The organism is Kitasatospora sp. NPDC032757 (genome assembly GCF_055579305.1).
In genome coordinates this window covers 57573-74361 of record NZ_JBVINN010000005.1, presented here as the reverse complement: position 1 = coordinate 74361, position 16789 = coordinate 57573, and the positions used below count along the sequence as shown (strand labels likewise).

Here is a 16789-nt window from a genome sequence, read left to right as displayed (position 1 = left end):
CCCTACGTTGGTGACCATGACAGGGGCCGAGGACGATACCGGACGGGTGGTCGCAGGGCGCTACACCCTGGTGCGGCGGCTCGGCGCCGGGGGCATGGGCCGGGTCTGGCTCGCCCATGACGAGGTGTTGGCCTGCGATGTCGCGCTCAAGGAGATCGACGTCCCGCCGGGCCTGCCGGAGCAGGAGATGAGCGCCCGTATCGCCAGGGCCCGCGGTGAGGCGCGGCATGCCGCCAGGCTGCGGAACCACCCGCATGTCGCCACGGTGCACGACATCGTCGAGGAGAACGGTCTGCCGTGGATCGTCATGGAGTACGTGCCCGGCGCGACGGACCTGGAGGCCCTCGTGCGCGAGCACGGGCCGCTGCCGCCCGCGGAGGTCGCGCGCATCGGTCTGGCCGTCCTCGATGCCCTGACGGAGGGCCACCGGCTCGGCATCCTGCACCGGGACGTCAAGCCGGCCAACATCCTGCTGACGAGCCCCGCACCGCGGACGTCGCGCCCCGGGGAAAGCGGAGGGGTGCTGCTGGCCGACTACGGCATCGCGCTGGAGCCGGCCTCGGGAGAGCCACGGCTCACCTCGGCTTCCGGGATCGTGGGGACTCCCGGCTACCTGGCCCCGGAACGGGCGCGCGGCGGGGAGCCGAGCCCGGAGTCCGACCTGTTCTCCCTCGGCGCCACGCTGTACTTCGCGGTCGCGGGGAGAGGCCCCTTCGACGCGGACAGCGACGCCGCCTCCCTGACCGCGCTCCTGTTCGGGGAACCCGCGCTGCCGGCCTACATCACGGGGCCCCTGGTGCCTGTCATCAAGGGCCTGTTGGCCAAGGACCCGGCGGAGCGGATGACGGGTGAGGAGGCAGCCGAGAAGCTCGCCGGGGCCTCCGCTGCGCCCGAGCCCGCCCCGACGCCCGAACCCACCCCGACGATCGTGACCCCCACGGGCCCGCCTCCACCACCGCCGCCACCTCCGACGGTCCAGCAGCGGCCTCCCCAGCCGGGCACATCGGGCACACCGGGCACACCGGAGCCCAAACCCCGTCGTAAGATCCCGGCCGGCCGTACCGTGGCCGTCGTCGTGGCCGCGGCACTGGTCCTGGGCGGCGCTCTGTGGGCAGGGGCAACCCTGCTCGGCGGCTCGGGCACGTCCTCAGCCCCGGCTACCAGCCCGGGCGCATCCTCGCCCCCGGCTTCTGTCGGCCCGGTACCGCCCTACGGGGACGCCGTGGGTCTGCAGCAGGAACTGAAGCGGGGCGACTGCGTCACCGCCGTGTGGAACGGCGCGAAGTTCCAAGGGCTGCCCAAGCTCGGCGTCCTGGACTGCATCAAGGAGACCCCGGACGGTCAGGTGGTCGATATGGCCGACGTGAACTCCCTGGACGATGCGATGCAAAACGGCAATGCCATCTGCGATGCACGGCTGCGGAGCACCGTCCAGTCGCTGGCGGACGCACAGTCGTATGCCGTTCCGCCGAGCAAACAGGGCTGGGACAGCGGCGTGCGCGCCATGCCCTGCCTGGTCTTCGGCAAGTCCATCGGAATCGTGGGGCCAGTGGGCGCGTTCCGCCAGATCGGCCTGGAGCTCTACCTGGCCGACACGTCGGTCGGCGACTGCATCGACACGCAGAAGGAGCAGGACAACACCGTTCCGATCACCCTCGCGGACTGCAACGTGCCGCACCAAGAGCAGGTGCTGGGCTTCGTCCTGCCACCCGCCGGCGTGACCTACAAGTCGGTGAGCGAGACGGACGCGCCCAAACTCTGCACGCAGGAATACGGGGCCTACAGGAACGGCGGCCACGATCTCAAGGCCTGGACGACGAGCGACGAAAGCGAATGGAATCAAGGGTTCCGGTACGTGATGTGCACGCTGATCATGGCCGACGCCTCAAAGCTCCCCGGCGGCACGGTGAAGTCCGCGGCAGTGAGCCGCTGACGCGCGAAGGGCCAGGCTCTGTGTGGACGTGCGCCCGCCCGCCATTCGACCCGATCCGTGACCCGGCGCGAAGCACTGCGCGCCCCGGCGTTGAATGCCCCCATGGATCCCGACACCACCGACACCACCGCCGTCCTCGCGCACATCCACCCCGGCCACCACGCCTCCGCAGCCGTCGCCCGCGCCCTCGGCCTCACCCCCACCGACGAACACCAGGACGGCGAGACCCGCTGGCGGCTGGAATACCCTCCCGCCGGGTGAGGTTTGATTGCCTCATGGCATCTCGTGCACGTGTACGCGCCCCCGAGCTGGTCGGGGCAGGCGGTTGGCTGAACACCGGCGGCAAGGAGCTGGCGCTCGCCGACTTCCGCGGCAAGATCACCATCCTGGACTTCTGGACCTTCTGCTGCATCAACTGCCTGCACGTCCTGGACGAGCTGCGCGAGCTGGAGGAGAAGCACCGCGACACGGTGGTGATCGTCGGCGTGCACTCTCCGAAGTTCGTGCACGAGGCCGACCACCAGGCCGTGGTGGACGCCGTGGCGCGGTACGAGGTGCACCACCCGGTGCTGGACGACCCGGCGCTCGCGACGTGGAAGCAGTACGCGGTGCGGGCGTGGCCGACGCTGGTGGTGATCGACCCGGAGGGGTACGTGGTCGCCCAGCACGCCGGCGAGGGACACGCGCACGCCATCGCCCGGCTGGTCGAGGAGCTGGAGGCGGAGCACGCCGCCAAGGGCACGCTGCGCCGCGGCGACGGCCCGTACGTGGCGCCGGAGCCCACCGCGGGGGACCTCAGGTTCCCGGGGAAGGCCGTCCGGCTGCCGAACGGCCACTTCCTGGTCGCCGACTCCGGGCACCACTCGCTGGTCGAGCTGGCCGAGGACGGCGAGACCCTGGTCCGCAGGATCGGCGACGGCGTGCGCGGCCTGGTGGACGGCACCGAGCCCCGGTTCAGCGAGCCGCAGGGCCTGGCGCTGCTGCCGGAGGGGGGCGCCTACGACGTGATCGTCGCCGACACCGTCAACCACGCCCTGCGCGGCGTCCGGCTGGCCGACGGCAGCGTCACCACGCTGGCCGGCACCGGCCGGCAGTGGTGGCAGGGCTCCGCCACCGAGGGCCCGGCCCGTGAGGTGGACCTCTCCTCGCCGTGGGACGTCGCCTGGTTCGACGGCAAGGTGTGGATCGCGATGGCCGGCGTCCACCAGCTGTGGGCGTACGACCCGGCGGCCGGCACCGTCGGCGTCGCGGCGGGCACCACCAACGAGGGCCTGGTCGACGGACCGGCCGCCGAGGCCTGGTTCGCCCAGCCGTCCGGCCTGGCCGTCTCGGCGGACGGCGGGAAGCTCTGGGTCGCCGACTCGGAGACCTCGGCGCTGCGCTGGGTTTCACGTGAAACCAAGACGGTGCAATCCGCCGTCGGCACGGGCCTGTTCGACTTCGGCCACCGCGACGGCGCGGCCGACCAGGCGCTGCTCCAGCACCCGCTCGGCGTCACCGTGCTGCCCGACGGCTCGGTGGCCGTCAGCGACACCTACAACCACGCGCTGCGCCGCTTCGACCCGGCGACCGGCGAGGTCACCACGCTGGCCACCGACCTGCGCGAGCCCTCGGGTGCGGTGCTGGTCGACGGCGACATCGTGGTGGTCGAGTCGGCCCGCCACCGGCTGACCAGGCTGCGGCTGCCCGAGGAGGCCGTCCGGGTCGAGTCGGTCGCGCACCGCACGCAGCGGGCCGCCACCGAGGTCGCGCCGGGCGCGTTCCGGCTGGACGTCGTCTTCTCGGCGCCGACCGGCCAGAAGCTGGACGAGCGCTACGGCCCGTCCACCCGGCTGCTGGTCAGCTCCACCCCGCCGGAGCTGCTGGTCTCCGGCGCGGGCGCCGACTCCGCGCTCTCCCGCGAGCTGGTGCTCTCCGACGAGGTGACCGAGGGCGTGCTGCACGTCTCGGCGATCGCCGCGTCCTGCGACGACGACCCGGAGATCGAGTTCCCGGCCTGCCACGTCCACCAGCAGGACTGGGGCGTCCCGGTGAAGCTGGCCGCGGACGGCGCACGCCGGCTGCCGCTGGTGCTGGCGGGCATGGAGTAGGCGACGCCCGGTATACGGCGAAGGGCCCGGCGACGGGCCCCGTACGGCGAAGGGCCCGGCGCGTGCGCCGGGCCCTTCGCCATGCCGCTGGTCAGCCCTCCAGGAAGGCCTTGATCGCGCTCGCCAGCAGGTACGGGTCGTCCGCCCCGCACAGCTCGCGCGCCGAGTGCATGGAGAGCGCGGCGATGCCGCAGTCCACCGTCTGGATGCCGAGGCGGGCCGCGGTGATCGGGCCGATCGTCGTCCCGCAGGGCATGGCGTTGTTGGAGACGAAGGTCTGCCACGGCACGCCGGCCTTCTCGCAGGCCGCCGCGAACACCGCCCGGCCGACGCCGTCGGTGGCGTACCGGTTGTTGACGTTGACCTTGAGGATCGGCCCGCCGTTCGGCATCGGGTGGTGCCCGGGCTCGTGCCGCTCGCTGTAGTTCGGGTGGACGGCGTGGCCCATGTCGGAGGAGAGGCAGATGGTGCCGGCCAGTGCCCGGGCGCGGTCCTCGGGGCTGCCGCCGCGCGCGTAGACGGTGCGCTCCAGCACGTTGCCGAGCAGCGGGCTCTGCGCGCCGGTGTCCGACTCGCTGCCGGTCTCCTCGTGGTCGAAGGCGGCCAGCACCGGGATGTACGGCAGCTCGGCGCCGTCCGTGGCGGCCGCGGTGGCCACGGCGGCCAGCGCGGCGGCGGCGGCGTGCACCGAGAGCAGGTTGTCCAGCCGCGGGCCGGCCAGCAGCTCGCGGTCCCGGCCCAGGTAGGAGGCGGGCTGGACGTCGTGCGTCATGAGGTCCCAGCCGGCCACGTCGGCGGCCTCGACACCGGCCCGCTGCGCGACGTACGCGATCAGCGAGCCCTCGTCGACCGGGCCGAGCCCCCAGATCGGGGTGAGGTGGCGCTGCTTGTCGAGCTTCATGCCCTCGTTGACCTGGCGGTCCAGGTGGATCGCCAGCTGCGGCACGCGCAGCAGCGGCTCGTCCAGCTGCACCAGCCGCGAGCTGCCGTCGCGCAGCGCGAGCCGTCCGGAGAGGCCGAGGTCCCGGTCGAGCCAGGTGTTCAGCGGCACGCCGCCGTAGATCTCGACGGCGACCTGCCGCCAGCCCGCCGAGCCGGTGTCCGGCAGCGGCTTGACGCGCAGGTTCGGCGAGTCGGTGTGGGTGCCGACCACCCGGAACGGCGTCTGGGGCCCGGCGCCCTCCGGCACGTACCAGGCGATCAGCGCGCCGCCCCGGACCAGGTACCGGCCGCCGGCCACCGCGTCCCAGGAGTCCGTCTCGGAGACCTGCCGGAAGCCCGCCTTCTCCAGCCGCTCCGCGGCGCTGGCGACCGCGTGGTACGGCGACGGTGAGGTACCGAGAAAGGCGATCAGATCATCGGTGTGCGTCCGGTCGAAGAAGGCCTGGCGGGCGGCGGTCGACATGCTGCTCCTGAGTCGAGGGAGGGCCGAAGCCGGATGGGGGGTCGGCTTCGCACCTTGAGCATATGCCCGTACACGGACATGACACTCGGATCCTCCCAACGGATGCACAACGCAGACAGAACCGTGAACTGACGCCGCGGCGGGTGCCGCGACCCTGCGGTTGCGCCCGGTCGCGGACGGTCATGGCGGGACGTCGGGAGGGGACCGGGCCGCGGGCGGCGGCCCCCTGACGGTCAAACACCGAAGGGCCCGGTCGGAACCGGGCCCTTCGGCGTGAGGGTTGGGTCAGGCGGTCAGAGAGGTGTCACGCGCAGCCGGGCCCACGAGGGGTGACGGCGGGCGACGGGTGGGGCGGAGGCTAGAACGCCTCCTCCGCCAGCTCCATGATCTCGTTGTCGATGCCCTCGGCGATCAGGCGCTGCGAGGCGACGGTCGGCAGGATGTTCTTGGCGAAGAAGCGGGCCGCCGCGACCTTGCCCTGGTAGAAGGGGACGTCCTTCTCGGAGGCGCCGGCCTCCAGCTTGGCCAGGGCCACCGCGGCCTGGCGCAGCAGCAGCCAGCCGACCACGACGTCGCCGGAGACCATCAGCAGGCGGGTGGTGTTGAGGCCCACCTTGTACATGTTCTTGACGTCCTGCTCGACCGAGGAGAGGTCGGCCAGCAGCTTGCCGACGATGGCCTCCAGGTCGCCGGCGGCCTTGGCGAGCAGCTCGCGCTCGGTGGCCAGGGCGTCGCCGCCCGCGGCCGAGCCGAGGAACTTCTGGATCTGCTCGGACAGCGCGGTGAGCGCCTGGCCGCCGTCCTTGACGATCTTGCGGAAGAAGAAGTCCTGGCCCTGGATCGCGGTGGTGCCCTCGTAGAGGGTGTCGATCTTGGCGTCCCGGATGTACTGCTCGATCGGGTACTCCTGCAGGTAGCCGGAGCCACCGAAGGTCTGCAGGGACTGGGCGAGCTGCTCGTAGGACTTCTCGGAGCCGTAGCCCTTGACGATCGGCAGCAGCAGGTCGTTCAGGCGCTCGGCGGCCTCGTCGGTCTCGCCGCGCAGGCGGGCGGCCAGCACGTCGTCCTGGGTGGAGGCGGTGAGCAGGACGAGGGCGCGCATGCCCTCGGCGTACGCCTTCTGGGTGAGCAGCGAGCGGCGCACGTCCGGGTGGTGCGTGATGGTGACGCGCGGGGCGGTCTTGTCCAGGAACTGCGAGATGTCCGCGCCCTGCACGCGCTCCTTGGCGTACTCCAGCGCGTTGAGGTAGCCGGTGGAGAGGGTGGCGATGGCCTTCGTGCCGACCATCATGCGGGCGAACTCGATGATCTTGAACATCTGGCGGATGCCGTCGACCTTCTCGCCCAGCAGCCAGCCCTTGGCCGGGTGCTTGGCACCGAAGGTCATCTCGCAGGTGTTGGAGGCCTTGAGGCCCATCTTGTGCTCGACGTTGGTGGCGTAGACGCCGTTGCGCTCGCCGAGCTCGCCGGTCTCCCAGTCGAAGTCGTACTTCGGCACGATGTAGAGGCCGAGGCCCTTGGTGCCCGGCTTACCGCCCTCGGGGCGGGCCAGCACCATGTGGATGATGTTCTCGGACATGTCGTGCTCGCCCGAGGTGATGAAGCGCTTCACACCCTCGATGTGCCAGGAGCCGTCCTCCTGCTTGATCGCCTTGGTGCGGCCGGCGCCGACGTCCGAACCGGCGTCGGGCTCGGTCAGCACCATGGTGGAGCCCCAGAGGCGGTCGGTCATCCGCTTGGCGACCTCCAGCTGCTCCGGGGTGCCCTCGTCGGCGATGACACCGGCGAAGGCCGGGCCCGAGGAGTACATCCAGATGGCCGGGTTCGAGCCGAGGATCTGCTCGGCGAAGCCCCAGATCAGCGAGGACGGGGTGACCTGGCCGCCGATGGACTCCGGGATGCCCAGGCGCCACCACTCGGCGTCCATGAAGGCCTGGTAGCTCTTCTTGAACGAGGCCGGGATCGGGGCGGTGTTGGTCTCCGGGTCGAAGACCGGCGGGTTGCGGTCGGTGTCGGCGAAGGACTCGGCGAGGTCGTTCTCGGCGAGGCGAGCGATCTCGCTCAGGATGCTCTTCGCGGTCTCGACGTCCATGTCCGCGAACGGTCCGGTGCCGTACACCTGGTCGCGGCCGAACACCTCGAAGAGGTTGAACTCCACGTCCCGCAGGTTGGACTTGTAGTGACCCATGGCCGTTTTCTCCGGTTCGTCGCTTCCGGGAGACCGCCGCGTTCGGGCGCCCCGTACCCACCAGTAGGCATCATGATGCTACCCAGCGGTAACTTGTTTCAAGCCCCTGGAGGCGAATCCGCTATGAACGTGGTCACGTCCCACAAGCCGGGACGCCCACTCCTTGTCAGGATCGACGCCCGCACGAGCGGCCGCGCTCCCGATAGCCTGTCCGTGTGTACGGCTATGACCAGAACGCATACCCGGGCGATCCCTACCAGCAGCAGGCGGGACCGCAGCCGGGAATGAACGGCATGCCCGGCCCCGGCCCGTACGGCGAGCAGCCGCAGGCGTCGCAGCAGTCGCTCTACCCCGAGCCGTCGCCGCCCTCGCTGGCGGACGCCGTCCGGGCCTTCACCACCGGGTCGATGGCGGTGGAGGACTTCCAGGCCATCTTCATCACGTCCAAGGTGCACTGCCCGCGCGGCGACCGCCCCGGATTCCTGGCGCTGCACAACACGCCGACGCCGGTGATCCCGATGTTCAGCTCGCTGAAGGAGCTGCGCCGGTACGCCGGCAAGGACTCCAAGCACTTCACCGTCACCGGCGCCGAGGTCCTCGACCTGCTGCCGACCGGGTACGGCTTCGCCCTGGACATGGAGGGCGAGCACCGGATGGTGTTCGACGCGAAGGCGGTCGAGCAGATGGTCGACTTCACCATGCGCCGCATGTACGGCTAGCAGCCGCTCCGCGACCGCCCGCCCGCTTCGGGCACGGCCGACGACTGGCGGGCGCTTCGGGTCCGATCCATCCTGGAGGGGGCCGCAGGGCCGGGTTGGGACCATGTGGTTCAAAATTCAACTTGCTTCTTGTTGAGAGTTGAACTAACCTCGTGGACGTAGGCCAGAGGAACCCCCCGAAGGAGGCCGACATGCCCGCCGTGACCGTCGAAAACCCGCTCGTTCTGCCGCGTGTCGCGGCTCCGGCCGAAGGCGCCCGGCCGCGCCCGGTGCTGGCCGTCGCGACCGCCCCGGAAGGCTTCGAGGGCGAGGGCTTCCCGGTCCGCCGCGCCTTCGCCAAGATCAACCAGAAGTACCTGGACCCGTTCATCATGATGGACCAGATGGGCGAGGTGGACTACGCGGCCGGGGAGCCGAAGGGAACCCCGTGGCACCCGCACCGGGGCTTCGAGACGGTCACCTACATCATCGACGGCACCTTCGTGCACCAGGACTCGCACGGTGGCGGTGGCGTCATCACCGACGGCGACACCCAGTGGATGACGGCCGGCTCCGGCCTGCTGCACATCGAGACTCCGCCGGAGTCGCTGGTCATGTCCGGCGGTCTGTTCCACGGCCTGCAGCTGTGGGTGAACCTGCCCGCCGCGGACAAGATGATCGCGCCGAAGTACCAGGACATCCGGGGCGGCAACGTGAAGCTGCTCGCCTCGCAGGACGGCGGCGCGCTCGTCCGGCTGATCGCCGGCGACATCGCGGGCCACCAGGGCCCCGGCGCCACGCACACGCCGATCACCATGATCCACGTGTCCGTGAACCCCGGCGCCCAGGTCACCCTGCCCTGGCGGGCCGACTTCAACGGCCTGGCGTACGGCCTCGCCGGCAGCGGCACCGCCGGTGCGGAGCGGCGCCCGTTCCACATGGGGCAGGCGGTCGTCTTCGGCGAGGGCGACTCACTCACCATCCGGGCGGACGACACCCAGGACACCCGCAGCGCCAACTTCGAGGTCGTCCTCCTCGGCGGTCAGCCGATCCGGGAGCCCGTCGCCCACTACGGCCCGTTCGTGATGAACAGCCACCGCGAGCTCCAGCAGGCGATGGAGGACTTCCAGGCCGGCCGCCTGGGGACCATCCCCGCCTCCTGAGGTGGTGACCGGCACGGGCGGCCGGTGCGGCAGGTTCCTGCCCGCACCGGCCGCCCGTCCGTCGTCGGTCGCCGCCCACCGGACGGACGCCTGTCGCCGGTCGGGTCAGACGCCGACCAGGCCGGCGCGGGCCACGTCCCTGCGGAGGGCGCTGAAGCGGCCGCCGGAAGGGCGGTCGAACTCCACGATCCACTCGAAGGTGTTGGGGCTCTCCCCCAGCCTCGGCAGGGCCTCCTCCAGGTATCCACCGCCGCGGCGTTCCAGGAGCTTGGGCAGGACACGGGCCATCAGGGCGCTGGAGAAGTCGACGTACTGCGGCTTTCCGCGCCGGCGCTGGTCGATGAAGGAACGCCACTCCGAGGCGCTGCCGACGTAGTCGGACGGGTCCTGCTGGAAGAGCGAGGTCTTGACGAAGACCTCGTCGCAGACCCGGTGCCCGGCCCGCCAGTCGGTGAGGCGGAGCAGGTAGGAGACCTCCTCCTCGGCCGCCTCGGGCTGCGGAAGTTCCCCCTCGGCCAGGAACCAGCGGCGGCGGTGGAGCAGCACCCGGCCGGCCCGCAGCCGGGGCAGGCCGAGGACGCCGCCGCGGTCGCGCTCGGCCAGCCGTTCGCGGGCCTTCTCCTGCAGGTCGAGCACCAGACGGCCGGAACCGACCAACCAGTAGGCGAGCCGCAGCGGGAAGGGGTACATCTCGCTGTACTGCGAGCCGAGCGGGAGCACCCGGACCGGCCGGCCGTCGCGGTCGAGCAGCTCCAGGCGGTCCGCCGACGGGTCGTGGCGGAGCGTCAGGGTGGCCCACTCGCGCGGGGTGACGGTCTCGGGAAGCACCTGAGGGTGGAGGTTGATGTTGGTGCGGTACAGGCCGCGGTCCTCGAGCACCCGGGCGCCGTCGGCACCGTACAGGCCGAGCAGGCGCTCGGCGAGCCGGTCGACGGCGGGGCCGCCGGTGCTGCTCGCGGCGTGCAGGAAACGGGAGTTCAGCGAGGCGTGGCCCGCGTAGGCGTCGTTGACGACGAGCAGGTCGTCGGCGGGCTGGATGAGCACCCCGTACGAGAGCGGAACGGCCCGGAAGCGGTCGGGCAGCCCGGCGGTGAGCTCGGCGAGGTAGCCGGCGTCCCAGATCACCTCGTCGCGGTGCCGGCCGGCGTGCACCTCCCGGGCCAGGGCCTCGACGGCGCGGCGGCGCAGGGCGTGGAGCTGCCCGAGGCTGCCGTCGTCGGGGCCGAGACCGTCGGGTCCGGCGGTGCGCAGCAGGTCCTCACGCCGGTAGACCTCGTTCACCAGCTCCTCGGCGTGCTCGATCAGCCCCGCCGAGGCGCCGGCGCCGAAGCGCTCGACGAAGGCGGCGGTGAGCATGGCCCGGACCTCGTGGAAGCGGTCGTAGGCGGACTGGAACTCCAGGACGTGGGCGAGGTCTCCGAGGGCCTCGGTGTGACCGGCGGGGCTCGGGGCGGTGGGCGGGAAGACGAGGTCCTCGTTGACGTGCAGCCGGGCCGGACGTCCGCTGACCTCCAGGAGCCGCTCCTCCAGGTGCGGCAGCCGGCCGACCAGGGCGGGGCGCTGGCCGGCGGGTGCGGTCTCGATGCCTTCGACCACGTCGGCGAGTTCTTCTAGCAGCAGGCCCGCCGCCGGGTGGTCGTCCAACAGGCGGCGGCCGAGGGCGCGCAGGCCGGTGCGGTCCTGCTCGTCCGGGCCGGGCACGGCGGTGAGCATGCCGGCGGAGACGACCTTGGCGACGTAGTCGGCGCCGGCCTGCCGGCTGCCGCCGGTCCTGACAGCGAGGTCCTCGGCCAGGTGGTCGACGTGGTACGGGCCCATCCCGGCCATGGCGAGCAGCAGCCGCAGGTGACGGGTGAGCGGGGCGGAGAGCATCCGCACCCGGTCGCCGTCCACGCGCGGGAAGTAGACCCGGTCGGCCTCGGCCCGGAGGGTCGGTGAAACGGTGACCCAGCCGGCCGGGCCGCCGACGACCGGCAGGCCGCCGAGCACGTGGTTGAGCACGGAGCGGTCGATCTCGGCGAAGGCCCGTGCCGTGTCGCCGTCGAAGTCGACCTCGTCGAGCTGCGGGCCGTCCTCGTCCCAGTGGGCCAGGCCGACGGCGGTGAACTGGGAGAGCGGGCTCGTCCGCAGCAGCGCCCGGGTGACGTACTGGATCAGTCCGCGCTCGGACTTGCGCAGCTTGCGGTCGGTGGCGCCGCCGGCCGCGCCGTACCGGACGGCCGTGTCGTGCACGGTCGGGGCGAGCAGCGACACGGCCTTGCCGAAGGTGGGGCTGTCGAGCAGGCCGGCCAGGTTGCGCCGTTCCAGCTCGATGGCCTCGCTGTAGCGTTCGCGGATCCGGCCGGCGACGGCGGTGTGCTCCCGGTGGAGTGCGAGCCAGGCGCTGGTCGCCTCCGGGAGTCCGTCCGCCGCCGCCGCCGCGCCCGGGTCGCGGCCGTTGAAGATCGCCCGGCGCAGCGCGACCACCCCGCGCCGGCGCTCCGGGTCCTCGACGGTGCCGGCGAGGGCGTAGAGCTCGTCGCAGGCCAGCGGCTGCCAGGAGTCCCGCTGCTGCTTGATCAGCGCGAGGTGGGCGAGCGACCTGCGCAGGTCCTCGGTGGAGAGCCGGTGGGCGGGCAGCGGGTTGACCCGGAGCTGGACGGTGTCGGCGATGCCGCCGTCCACGCGGGGCGGATCGGCGGGGTGGTCGGGGTGGTTCATGGCCATCCTCTCTGGGGGGACCAGTGGTGGGGCCGGTACGCCGGGCGCGGCCCGGAGGCCGCCGCCGCTAGAAGCGGCGGGCGTTGCGGCGGAAGGTGACCCAGCACAGGGCCAGGCCGCCGATCAGCCAGGCGGTGAGGACCAGCGCGATCCGCCCGTGCTCCCAGGCCCCGGCCGGTTCGGCGGCGGCGAAGGACTCGGGCAGGAAGGCGGAACGGATTCCCTGGGTCATCCACTTGAGCGGGAAGAGCGAGGCGACGATCTGGACCGGCTTGGGCAGAGCGGTGATCACCCAGAACACTCCGGATATGAACTGCAGGCCGATGTAGGGGAAGTTGACCAGCGCGGGGGCGTTGCGGGCGGACCGGGCCAGGGAGCCGATGGTGATGCCGATCAGCGCGGTGGAGACGGTGCCGAGCAGGAAGACCCACAGGAAGGTGAACCAGTGCGCGGCGTCCTTCGGCAGCTGGAAGCCGAACAGGGCGACGCCCAGGGCCAGGATGACGCCGACCTGGACGAGGGCCTGGGCGAGGATCAGCACGACCTTGCCGATGAAGTACGACACCAGCGGGAACGGCGTACCGGCGAGCCGGCGCAGGGTGCCCTCGTGGCGGTCCACCGCGATGCCGATGCCCATGGTGCCGAGGGCGGAGGACATGATGGTCGAGCCGATCATGCCCGCCACGGTGACCTCGCGCATCTTGATGCCGGTCCCGGGCACGACCTGGTCGAAGAGGCTGCCGAAGATGACCAGCAGCATGATCGGCATCAGGATGCTGAAGACCATGGCCTCGCGGTTGCGGATCAGCAGCCGCACCTCGAACAGGCCGCGGGCCAGACCCAGGCGGATCGGGGACGGGAGCGGCGCGGGCCCGGCGGCCGCGGCCGCCGCCGCGCGAGGGGCGGCGGGTGCGGGGGCGGCGGGGGCGGCGGGGGCGGCGGGGGCGGCGGGGGCGGCGATGGTCATCGGGCTTCTCCGATCATGGCGAGGTAGGTCTCCTCGAGGCTCGGGCGGTGCACCTGCAGGTCGGGTACGGCGCCGGCGAACTCCCGCGACAGCTCCTCGATCAGCTGCGCGGGGTTGGTGGTCTCGCGGCGCTCGCGGCCGTTCGGGCCCTTCCAGGTGACGACGGTGCCGGCCTCGGCGCGGCCGCCGAACCGTTCCGGGGTGTCGACCTCCACCAGCCGGCCGTCGGCCAGCACGCCGATGCGGTCGGCGAGCTGCTCGGCCTCGTCCAGGTAGTGGGTGGTCAGCAGGATCGTGGTGCCGTCGGCGGCGAGGTCGCGGATCAGCTGCCAGAACTGACGGCGTGCCTCCGGGTCGAAGCCGGTGGTCGGCTCGTCCAGGAAGAGCAGTTCGGGACGGCCGACGATGCCCAGGGCGACGTCCATCCGGCGGCGCTGGCCGCCGGAGAGGTCGCGCAGGGCCGCGTCCTTCTTCTCGGTGAGGCCGACGACCGCCAGCACCTCGTCGACGTCGCGGGGGTCCGGGTAGTACGACGCGAACTGGGCGAGCATCTCCCGCACCCGGGCGTCCGGCTGGTCCTGCGCGGTCTGCAGGACGACGCCGATCCGGGACCGCCAGCGGCGGTCGGCGCGGGCCGGGTCCTGCCCCAGCACCAGCACCTCGCCGCCGGAGCGGGGGCGCAGGCCCTCCAGGACCTCGACGGTGGTGGTCTTTCCCGCGCCGTTCGGGCCGAGCAGGGCGAACACCTCGCCGCGCGGGATCTCCAGGTCGACGCCGTCGACGGCCCGGTGGGAGCCGTAGCTGACCTGAAGGCCCCTCAGCACGATCGCGGGTGCGTCGTGGCTCATCTCATCTCCTCGTGTTCCCGCTCCGGGCGACCGGGCGGCGTGGTGCGGCGGTGCTGTCCGCCGGTTGGCGGCCGATGAGGCCGGGGTGGCGGCCGCTCGGGCCGCCGCCGGGGTGGCGGCCGGTCAGACCGCCGGGAACTTGGGCCGGACGTCCTCCAGGAACAGCTGCAGGCTGCGCTCCGCGACGTCGCCGGGCATCGCACCGAAGTCGGCCTGGAGCAGGATGTGGTCGGCCTGCACGACGTCCTGGAACGCGGCGAGCTTCTCCGCGACGGTCGCCGCGGAACCGACGACCGCGCCGCCCTCGGTGCGCAGCCGCTCCGGCGTGATCATCCCGACGTACTTCCCGACCTGGTCGTAGCCGGGGTACGCCTTGGAGGTGGCGCTGTTCCAGGAGGAGGTGGCCCCGCCCCAGACCCGCAGGTACTCGGCGAGCAGCGGGTCGCCGAGGCGCTGCGCCTCCGCGTCGGTCTCGGCGGTGAACACCGGCAGGCTGGCGGCCACCCGGGGCTGCTGCCCGCTCTCGCCGTGGGTGCGCTCGAACGCGTCGCGGTAGAGCGCGACCTGCTCGCGGACGGCCTCCAGCGGTGTCAGCGACGGGGTGATCAGCAGCCCGAGGCCGAGCTCGCCGATCCGGGTGAAGCTCTCCGCCGAACGCACCGCGGCGGCCCAGACGGGCGGGTGCGGGGTCTGGGTGGGCCGGGGCAGGATGGTGGCGTCCCGGTAGGAGAAGAACGGGGTGTCCTCGGTGACGTTCTCCTCGGTCCACAGGCGGAGCACGGCCTTGATGGTCGCCTCGAAGCGCTCCCGGCTGCTGTCCATGTCGACGCCGAAGGTCTCGAACTCGTACGGCAGGTAGGCGCGGGCGAAGCCGATGTCGAGCCGGCCGTGGCTGATCGCGTCCACCATCGCGGCGTACGAGGCCAGCTTGACCGGGTGGTGGAAGGCCGGCAGGACGCAGCCGGTCATCAGCCGGATGTTGGTGGTCTGCGCGGCGACGGCGGCCAGGAAGCCGAGCGGGCTGGGACAGTAACCGCCGTACGGGTGCAGGTAGTGCTCCGTCATCTTGACGTGGCTCATCCCGGCCTCGTCGGCGATCCGGGCCAGCGCGAGGACGTCGTCGAAGTAGGCGGTCGGCGACTTGGTGTCCGGGCCGGCGTCGGGGAGCAGCGAGATTCCGAAGTCCATGGTTTTCACTCCGTGGTCGTGGTGGCGGTGGTCGGGGCGGGTGCGGCGCGGCGGATGCGCTCCTCCCAGGTCTCGCCCAGGGCCAGGTCGGTGGCCTCGGCGAGGGCGAAGCAGAGGTAGTAGCGGTGCAGCGGGGTGACGTCCAGCAGCGGCAGCAGCTCGTAGAAGAAGTTGAGGAGGCTGCGGTAGGAGGCGAAGGAGTCGTCGGGGTCGGTGGTGATCCCGTACTGCTCGGTCAGCGCGTGGAAGCGGGTCGGCGGCCGGGTGCTGCCGTCGGGGGCGGCGGGCGCGAAGCCGTCCAGGTAGGTGTTGCCGAGGCGGCCGGAGCGGACCAGCGAGTCCAGGTAGCCCCAGCCGTAGCGGAAGGCGGCGTGCCAGCCGGCGGTGTCCGGGCCGGGCCCGTCGGCGAGGTGGCGGCGCACCAGGGCGGTGAGGCGGTCGGCGTCCCGCTCGAAGCGGCGCCGGAAGTCGGGGCGGTGGTCCTGCCCGGCGAGCGGCGAGGCGAGGAAGGCCTCGGCGTGCGAGCGGAAGGACATGGTGCCGAAGGGCAGCCGGCCGGGGTGGGTGCCGGCCAGGGTCGCCATCACGTCGGCGAGGTGGGCGAGCAGCGCGTCCTCGTCGCGGTGCTCGCGCAGGGCGGCGAGCAGCGGGTCGAGCAGGGCGGCCTGGACGGCGGTGCGGGCCTCGCGCAGGTCGGGCAGCCAGTCGGCGCCGGCCTCGTCGGAGGCGATCAGCACGGTGCCGGGGGAACGGAGTGGCGGCGCGGAGCGGCCGGTCTGCTCCCACTGCTCCATCCGGCGGGCCTGGCTGAGGTAGTCCGCCTCGGTGGGGCCGTCGAGCGCGGTGCCGGCCAGGGCGGAGTCGGCCCGGGCGGACCATCCGGAGACGTCCAGCGGGCGGCCGTTCTCGGGCCGCACGACGACCTCGTAGTGGGGCCCGCCACGCCAGCCGCGGCGCAGGTGGACGGCGCGCAGCCGGTGGTCGCGGCGCAGTCCGGTGGCGAGCGGGCCCAGGACGTCGGCGACGTAGGCACGGGGTTGCTCGGGGCGGCCGTGGATCCGGATCACCAGCGGGTCGGTGGCGGTGGTCATGCGGATCTCCTTGGCGGGCGTCGGGTTCGGCACGGCGGATGGTCCGGTGTCAGCAGCAGCAGGTGGCGGAGGAGGACGAGGAGCAGCAGAACCAGCCGCCCCAGTTGGAGGCGCCCATCTCGGGCAGGGCGATCGCGTCGCCCAGTTCCAGCACGGACAGCTCCTCGATCTCCAGCTCGGTGGGATCGGCCGGCGATTCGGTACGTCCGGCCCGGTGGTGCTCGGTCATGGCTCCTCGCGAAGGTTCGGCGACTGGGGGTGTGGGGGTGGGGTCCGAGGCGGCTCGGGGTTGCTCGGGGTGGTGCGGGGCCCCGCGGGTGCCCGGTGGTCCGGAACACCCGCGGGACAGTGCCTGGCGCGCCGCTCCGCGGTCGCGGCCGCGCGCCGGTGTGCGTGCCGCTCGGTCAGCAGCAGCAGGTGGAGGAGGAGGAGGAGCAGCACATGGTGCCGCCGCTGGAGGCACCCATCTCCGGCAGGGCGGCGGCGTCGCCGACCTCCAGCACCGACAGCTCCTCGAC

General features: G+C 72.4%; 14 protein-coding genes. 5 read left to right on the top strand and 9 right to left on the bottom strand.

Features of this window, described 5'->3' with window-relative positions; genetic code table 11:
- Positions 1 to 16 precede the first annotated feature (16 nt).
- The 3 genes from ACZ5WK_RS10025 to ACZ5WK_RS10015 all read left to right on the top strand — a co-directional run bounded on the left by ACZ5WK_RS10025 (position 17) and on the right by ACZ5WK_RS10015 (position 4023).
- Positions 17 to 1933, top strand: coding sequence for a serine/threonine-protein kinase (locus tag ACZ5WK_RS10025; RefSeq protein ID WP_465546722.1), 1917 nt, complete (start codon positions 17 to 19; stop codon positions 1931 to 1933).
- Between the two features lie 102 nt (positions 1934 to 2035).
- Complete coding sequence (locus ACZ5WK_RS10020; protein WP_465546720.1) at positions 2036 to 2194, top strand: hypothetical protein; 159 nt, start codon at positions 2036 to 2038, stop codon at positions 2192 to 2194.
- Between the two features lie 14 nt (positions 2195 to 2208).
- Positions 2209 to 4023 (top strand): NHL domain-containing thioredoxin family protein, encoded by a 1815-nt coding sequence (locus tag ACZ5WK_RS10015; protein ID WP_465546718.1) that lies wholly within the window; start codon positions 2209 to 2211, stop codon positions 4021 to 4023.
- A gap of 91 nt (positions 4024 to 4114) precedes the next feature.
- On the opposite strand, the gene ACZ5WK_RS10010 is transcribed toward ACZ5WK_RS10015, so the two are convergent.
- Positions 4115 to 5428 (bottom strand): M18 family aminopeptidase, encoded by a 1314-nt coding sequence (locus ACZ5WK_RS10010; protein ID WP_396324733.1) that lies wholly within the window; start codon positions 5426 to 5428, stop codon positions 4115 to 4117.
- 358 nt (positions 5429 to 5786) lie between these two features.
- A complete protein-coding gene (locus ACZ5WK_RS10005; RefSeq protein WP_465546716.1) occupies positions 5787 to 7616 on the bottom strand; it encodes an acyl-CoA dehydrogenase in 1830 nt (609 codons plus the stop codon).
- A gap of 215 nt (positions 7617 to 7831) precedes the next feature.
- On the opposite strand from ACZ5WK_RS10005, the gene ACZ5WK_RS10000 reads away from it, so the two are divergent.
- A complete protein-coding gene (locus tag ACZ5WK_RS10000; protein ID WP_374106062.1) occupies positions 7832 to 8335 on the top strand; it encodes an SseB family protein in 504 nt (167 codons plus the stop codon).
- A gap of 191 nt (positions 8336 to 8526) precedes the next feature.
- Complete coding sequence (locus ACZ5WK_RS09995) at positions 8527 to 9477, top strand: pirin family protein (protein ID WP_465546714.1); 951 nt, start codon at positions 8527 to 8529, stop codon at positions 9475 to 9477.
- Positions 9478 to 9582: 105 nt separating this feature from the next.
- Here the strand turns inward: ACZ5WK_RS09995 and ACZ5WK_RS09990 are convergent, their stop codons facing one another.
- From ACZ5WK_RS09990 to ACZ5WK_RS09960, 7 genes are all read right to left on the bottom strand, one after another.
- A complete protein-coding gene (locus ACZ5WK_RS09990; RefSeq protein WP_465546712.1) occupies positions 9583 to 12177 on the bottom strand; it encodes a lantibiotic dehydratase in 2595 nt (864 codons plus the stop codon).
- Between the two features lie 67 nt (positions 12178 to 12244).
- Positions 12245 to 13144 carry an ABC transporter permease gene (locus ACZ5WK_RS09985; RefSeq protein ID WP_465546710.1) on the bottom strand — a complete coding sequence of 300 codons (900 nt, stop codon included), beginning with the start codon at positions 13142 to 13144 and terminating at the stop codon, positions 12245 to 12247.
- Complete coding sequence (locus tag ACZ5WK_RS09980) at positions 13141 to 13992, bottom strand: ABC transporter ATP-binding protein (protein ID WP_465546708.1); 852 nt, start codon at positions 13990 to 13992, stop codon at positions 13141 to 13143. The genes ACZ5WK_RS09985 and ACZ5WK_RS09980 overlap by 4 nt, the downstream gene beginning before the upstream one ends.
- A gap of 123 nt (positions 13993 to 14115) precedes the next feature.
- The gene (locus tag ACZ5WK_RS09975; protein WP_465546706.1) at positions 14116 to 15180 is read right to left on the bottom strand and encodes an LLM class flavin-dependent oxidoreductase; all 1065 of its coding nucleotides are present in this window, start codon (positions 15178 to 15180) and stop codon (positions 14116 to 14118) included.
- A gap of 5 nt (positions 15181 to 15185) precedes the next feature.
- Positions 15186 to 16271, bottom strand: coding sequence for a hypothetical protein (locus tag ACZ5WK_RS09970; RefSeq protein WP_465546704.1), 1086 nt, complete (start codon positions 16269 to 16271; stop codon positions 15186 to 15188).
- 49 nt (positions 16272 to 16320) lie between these two features.
- Complete coding sequence (locus ACZ5WK_RS09965) at positions 16321 to 16500, bottom strand: thiazolylpeptide-type bacteriocin (RefSeq protein ID WP_148643629.1); 180 nt, start codon at positions 16498 to 16500, stop codon at positions 16321 to 16323.
- Positions 16501 to 16675: 175 nt separating this feature from the next.
- Positions 16676 to 16780 carry a thiazolylpeptide-type bacteriocin gene (locus ACZ5WK_RS09960; protein WP_465546962.1) on the bottom strand — a complete coding sequence of 35 codons (105 nt, stop codon included), beginning with the start codon at positions 16778 to 16780 and terminating at the stop codon, positions 16676 to 16678.
- Between the last annotated feature and the right edge of the window lie 9 nt (positions 16781 to 16789).

Excerpts from the sequence above, each read along its gene's own strand:
- ACZ5WK_RS10025 (WP_465546722.1), top strand. The coding sequence starts at position 17 with ATGACAGGGGCCGAGGACGATACCGGACGGGTGGTCGCAGGGCGCTAC.
- ACZ5WK_RS10020 (WP_465546720.1), top strand. The coding sequence starts at position 2,036 with ATGGATCCCGACACCACCGACACCACCGCCGTCCTCGCGCACATCCAC.
- ACZ5WK_RS10015 (WP_465546718.1), top strand. The coding sequence starts at position 2,209 with ATGGCATCTCGTGCACGTGTACGCGCCCCCGAGCTGGTCGGGGCAGGC.
- ACZ5WK_RS10010 (WP_396324733.1), bottom strand. The coding sequence starts at position 5,428 with ATGTCGACCGCCGCCCGCCAGGCCTTCTTCGACCGGACGCACACCGAT.
- ACZ5WK_RS10005 (WP_465546716.1), bottom strand. The coding sequence starts at position 7,616 with ATGGGTCACTACAAGTCCAACCTGCGGGACGTGGAGTTCAACCTCTTC.
- ACZ5WK_RS09995 (WP_465546714.1), top strand. The coding sequence starts at position 8,527 with ATGCCCGCCGTGACCGTCGAAAACCCGCTCGTTCTGCCGCGTGTCGCG.
- ACZ5WK_RS09990 (WP_465546712.1), bottom strand. The coding sequence starts at position 12,177 with ATGAACCACCCCGACCACCCCGCCGATCCGCCCCGCGTGGACGGCGGC.
- ACZ5WK_RS09985 (WP_465546710.1), bottom strand. The coding sequence starts at position 13,144 with ATGACCATCGCCGCCCCCGCCGCCCCCGCCGCCCCCGCCGCCCCCGCC.
- ACZ5WK_RS09980 (WP_465546708.1), bottom strand. The coding sequence starts at position 13,992 with ATGAGCCACGACGCACCCGCGATCGTGCTGAGGGGCCTTCAGGTCAGC.
- ACZ5WK_RS09975 (WP_465546706.1), bottom strand. The coding sequence starts at position 15,180 with ATGGACTTCGGAATCTCGCTGCTCCCCGACGCCGGCCCGGACACCAAG.
- ACZ5WK_RS09970 (WP_465546704.1), bottom strand. The coding sequence starts at position 16,271 with ATGACCACCGCCACCGACCCGCTGGTGATCCGGATCCACGGCCGCCCC.
- ACZ5WK_RS09965 (WP_148643629.1), bottom strand. The coding sequence starts at position 16,500 with ATGACCGAGCACCACCGGGCCGGACGTACCGAATCGCCGGCCGATCCC.